This is a genomic window from Paenibacillus sp. 01L418 (assembly GCF_056400045.1).
In genome coordinates this window covers 1-4,948 of the sequence record NZ_JBFTSN010000446.1, presented here as the reverse complement: position 1 = coordinate 4,948, position 4,948 = coordinate 1, and the positions used below count along the sequence as shown (strand labels likewise).

3 protein-coding genes are annotated in these 4,948 nt (G+C 43.2%); all 3 read left to right on the top strand.

Going from position 1 to position 4,948, the window contains the following annotated elements; translation table 11 throughout:
• Positions 1-796 precede the first annotated feature (796 nt).
• Positions 797-2,704 (top strand): 1,4-alpha-glucan branching protein GlgB, encoded by a 1,908-nt coding sequence (glgB, locus tag AC1DSE_RS29945; RefSeq protein WP_477511383.1) that lies wholly within the window; start codon positions 797-799, stop codon positions 2,702-2,704.
• A gap of 16 nt (positions 2,705-2,720) precedes the next feature.
• Positions 2,721-3,887, top strand: a complete 1,167-nt coding sequence (locus tag AC1DSE_RS29940; protein WP_477511384.1) for a glucose-1-phosphate adenylyltransferase — start codon at positions 2,721-2,723, stop codon at positions 3,885-3,887.
• The coding region (gene glgD / locus AC1DSE_RS29935; RefSeq protein ID WP_477528672.1) for a glucose-1-phosphate adenylyltransferase subunit GlgD at positions 3,884-4,948 on the top strand (1,065 nt) is incomplete at its 3' end. The genes AC1DSE_RS29940 and glgD, both read left to right, overlap by 4 nt.

The window sequence follows — 4,948 nt, the reverse complement described above, 5'->3', positions numbered from 1 at the left end:
GCTTGGTTCGCGTCCTCTATGCGCACCTCTATTTCATTTTGACTCATTAGCAGCATAGGCTGATTCATGATTTGAAAAATATGATTGTAAACCGACAATACGAAACACTCCTCTTAAACCCATTCCACGACCCTATAATCAAATAAAAGTATAAAATAGTCGTTCTAAACAAACAAGTCAATGAATTTGGCATTTCGTATTATGTTTCAAAAGTGTTTCATAAGTTTAATTAATTAAACTTGATCGCTGAAACGATACCTTTATGGTGCAAATAGTCATAAGTTGAATCAAAATCACCTGTAACACTCCGCCAGCAGGCTTTATTCTCATTCGGTTTCCCGATAATATGAAAGCAGACAGCCTCAAGTGGAAAAAAAGAGCAGCAGGCTAACACACAGGGGAGACAGAATATGAACCATTGCATCATAGAAAACTGTACAAAGCCGATCAAAGCCAAAGATTTATGTGCAATGCACCATCAACGTTTGCTGCGTCACGGTGATCCTTCCATTGTAAGACCGCGCAGAGTGAAACAAGTTACAAATTGCAAATGGATTAAATGTACTCAACTCTCAAAAACGAAAGGTTTTTGTGCTAAACATTATTAAATACAGCGAACGCTGAGTCCTGAAAAAGATTGATGTTACGTAATCTAACACAGATTAATTATTATTGTCGAAATCTATGAAAACGACTGTGTTTTTTTTCAAAACCATGTATAATGTGGATAAAGTGATTCGTGTTTAGATGATTAAAGTACTTGTAATTAATCATCCAACAGGGGGTGAAACCAAGAATGGTTCAAACGGCGCCTATCGGATTATCCATGAAGGATCTCTATTTATTCAACGAAGGAAGTTCTTATCACAGCTACCGTTTTATGGGTGCGCACCGTGTTCAATTGGATGGTAAAAAAGGTGTTCGATTTACGGTTTGGGCACCAAACGCAGCTGAGGTTCGGGTTATTGGCAAATTCAATAAATGGATTGGCAATCGTCATGCAATGGTAAGAATCGGAACGACTGGCGTTTACAGCTTGTTTGTCCCTGGCATTGGTGAAGGCGAATTATACAAGTATGAGATTGTAACCATAGAAGGCAAAATCATTAGAAAAGCTGATCCGTACGCTTTTTTTGCAGAGCGGCGGCCAGGAACGGCATCCATTGTATCGGATTTAGACGGCTACAAATGGGATGATGCAAAGTGGCAGGAGAAGAAGCGCGAGCTTCCTCCATACACGAATCCGCTGCTCATTTATGAGGTGCATGCAGGTTCGTGGAAAATTAAAGGCAAAGAGGATTATTACACGTACGAGGAATTAGCAGATGACTTGATCCCGTATACAGCTGAAATGGGTTATACGCATATCGAGCTTATGCCGCTGTCTGAGCATCCTCTAGATCAATCTTGGGGCTATCAGATTACGGGCTTTTATGCAGCGACGAGTCGATACGGATCTCCGAAGCAGCTGATGCGATTTGTAGATAAATGCCATCAACATGGACTCGGTGTTATTTTGGATTGGGTTCCCGGTCATTTCTGCAAAGATGATCATGGGTTGCGACTTTTTGACGGTACACCTATTTTTGAAGGAGCAGATCCCAATCGAGCGGAGAAGCCGCTCTGGGGGACGCTTGCCTTCGATTTCGAGAAAAAAGAAGTTGTCAGCTTTCTTATTTCAAATGCCATTTACTGGATGGACTTATTTCACATTGATGGGTTGCGTGTTGATGCTGTCGCTAGCATGATCAATTTACACATGGACAAACCGCCGGAAATGCATACATACAACTACCTAGGCGGCCCAGACAACCTAGATGCTCTCCGCTTCCTTAAGAAGCTTAATGAAACTGTGTTTCATTATTACCCCGATACTTTGATGCTCGCAGAAGATTCTTCCGCATGGCCAGCTGTTACATCACCAACCTACAAAGGCGGCCTCGGATTTAATTTTAAATGGAATATGGGCTGGATGAACGATATGCTGCGTTATATGGCACTGGATCCGGCTGAACGTTCGCATCATCACCATCTCATTACATTTTCACTCCTTTATGCTTTTTCGGAAAACTATGTATTGCCTCTATCGCACGACGAAGTTGTTCACGGCAAACGTTCTCTGCTAAACAAAATGCCTGGAAGCTACGAAGAGAAATTCGCACAATTACGTTTGTTCTACGGCTATTGGATTACGCATCCTGGTAAAAAGCTGTTGTTTATGGGCAGTGAATGGGGGCAGTTCGATGAATGGAAGGACGCCGATATGCTGGATTGGATGCTGCTCGAATATGATCTGCATCGCAGCATGCACCATTATGTGAAAGCTCTTAATCATATCTATACTGATCAGCCTTCATTATGGGAGAGAGACAGCCAGGCGGATTGCTTCGAATGGATTGATGTTCATAATGCAGCACAATCTGTCATATCCTTTATCCGCCGTGGAAATACTGATTTCTCCGTTGTTATTGCTAATTTTTCTAGGAACGATTATAAACAGTTCCGTATTGGTGTTCCAGAGCCAGGTTTCTACAGCTCTTTAATAAATAGCAATGAGAAGCCATATGGCGGAACGGTAACACAGGCACAACAAGGCTACACCAGTGAAAACGTCGCTTGGCACGGTCACAATCAAAGCATTACGCTTCACTTACCCCCCCTGACATTCCAGATCTTCAGCTTAGATCCGGGGAACACAATTTGAGAGGGAGTTGGTGTCCATGGGCCGAAAAGAAATGATCGCTATGCTGCTTGCAGGAGGCGAAGGGAAAAGGCTGGGCGTGCTAACAAAGGATTTAGCTAAGCCTGCAGTCTATTTTGGCGGTAAATACAGAATAATTGATTTTACGTTAAGCAATTGCGCACACTCGGGAATTGACACTGTGGGCGTACTAACGCAATATCAACCGCTGGAGCTCAATCGTTATCTTGGCATTGGCAGTCCATGGGGACTTGACCGCCGTGATGGCGGCATGACCATTTTGCCGCCATTTATGAAACAAAAAGGCGGCGTATGGTATAAAGGCACGGCAAATGCAATTTATCAAAATATGTCCTTTATTGAACCTTACAATCCTGAGTATGTACTTATCATTTCAGGAGACCACATTTACAAAATGGATTATGATTTAATGCTCCAGCATCATAAGCGTTCAGGAGCAGACGTGACGATTGCCGGGATAGAGGTAGATTGGAAAGAAGCAAGCCGTTTTGGTGTTATGCACATCGATGATGAGGATCGAATTACGGCTTTTGAGGAAAAACCGAAAAACCCGACTAGCAACATCGCTTCCATGGGCGTATATATTTTCACATGGTCTGAGCTCCAAAAGTATTTGATTTATGATGAAGCAAGCCGCAGCTCCAGTCACGATTTTGGCAAGGATCTTATTCCAGCCATGATGAGAGACGGGAAACGGCTGCATTCATATCCGTTTAAGGGCTATTGGAAAGATGTTGGTACAATCGAGAGTTTATGGGAAGCGAATATGGATTTACTTGCTGATGAGCCACCGCTTGAGCTTGCCGATGCCGATTGGCGCATTTATTCGGTAAATCCAAATCAGCCAGCACAACATATTGGCGCAAGTGCACAGGTTTCTTCTTCTTTAATAACAGAAGGGTGCATGATTGAAGGGGTTGTTGATCGCTCGGTATTGTTCTACGGCGTTAAAGCAGCCCAAAACACAGTCATTACGGAATCAGTCGTCATGCCTAATGTAAGAATAGGTGAAGGCGCACGCATTTATAGAGCGATTATTGGCGAAGGAGCCGTCATTCAAGCGGGTGTAACGATTGGAAGCCCAGATGATGATGCCATTACCGTTATAGCAGTGGATCAATATGTGACGAACGAACATTTGCTGCAGGAGGTGGAGCACTCATGAAGCATAAAGTCATGGGCGTCATCAATTTAATTCATGAAACTGACGAGCTGGAACATTTAACACAAAGCCGCTGCCTTGCAACTGTCCCCTTTGGCGCGAGATATCGATTGATTGATTTTGTACTGTCGAGCATGGTTAACTCCGGAATCTCCAAGGTTGCCGTTTTTGCGCATACGAAATACCGCTCACTTATGGATCATTTGGGTTCAGGAAAACATTGGGATTTGCAGCATCGTCAAAGCGGATTATTTGTGCTCCCGCCAGCAACTGACGACATTCAAGAAATTAGCCGTGGAGATTTGTACCATTTCTATCAACAGCGTGATTATTTTAATCGGTCATCACTCGACTATGTTGTCATTACACGCAGCCACATGGTTTGCAATATCGATTTCGAGAAGGTTATCGATTTTCATTTGGAGCGGGAAGCTGACATCACCGTTGTGTGTAAGCAGCAGGCTGATATATTAATGGGCAAAGCTCGTAAAGTGAAGTTGAATGACGAAGGCAGAATCACCGCCATTCAGGATCACTATGGCCGGATGTCTAGTGACATCAATTCTATGGAAATGTACGTTATGCGCAAAGAGCTGCTGATGGAACTAGTAGAGACCTCGCTTGCTCAAGGCCAGGATCATCTGGTTCGCCACGCGATATTCTCTAGGCTGAATCAGCTTAATGTATATGGGTATATGTATGAGGGATATTTGGGTGTAGTTAATACGCTTAGCAGCTATTATCGCAATAATATGAATTTATTAGATCCGGATGTTTGGAAGGAACTATTTTATCAGCCGGGTTCCATATTTACGAAGGTTAAGGATGAGCCTCCTGCCCGGTATTTGGGTAATTCCAAAGTTACGAATTCGTTAATTGCAAACGGCTGCCGTATTGAGGGTACCGTAGTGAACAGCATAATTTTCCGCGGCGTACATGTACAGAAGGGCGCTATCGTAAGCAATAGCATCGTTATGCAAAATGGCGTTATCGGAGAAAATAGCTTTTTACAGCACAGTATTTTGGACAAAGACGTTCGCGTTGAAGCGGATCGTGATATTAGG

Bases quoted from the DNA above. Each gene is read 5' to 3' on its own strand.
- AC1DSE_RS29940 (WP_477511384.1), top strand. From the start codon at position 2,721: ATGGGCCGAAAAGAAATGATCGCTATGCTGCTTGCAGGAGGCGAAGGG.
- glgB (WP_477511383.1), top strand. From the start codon at position 797: ATGGTTCAAACGGCGCCTATCGGATTATCCATGAAGGATCTCTATTTA.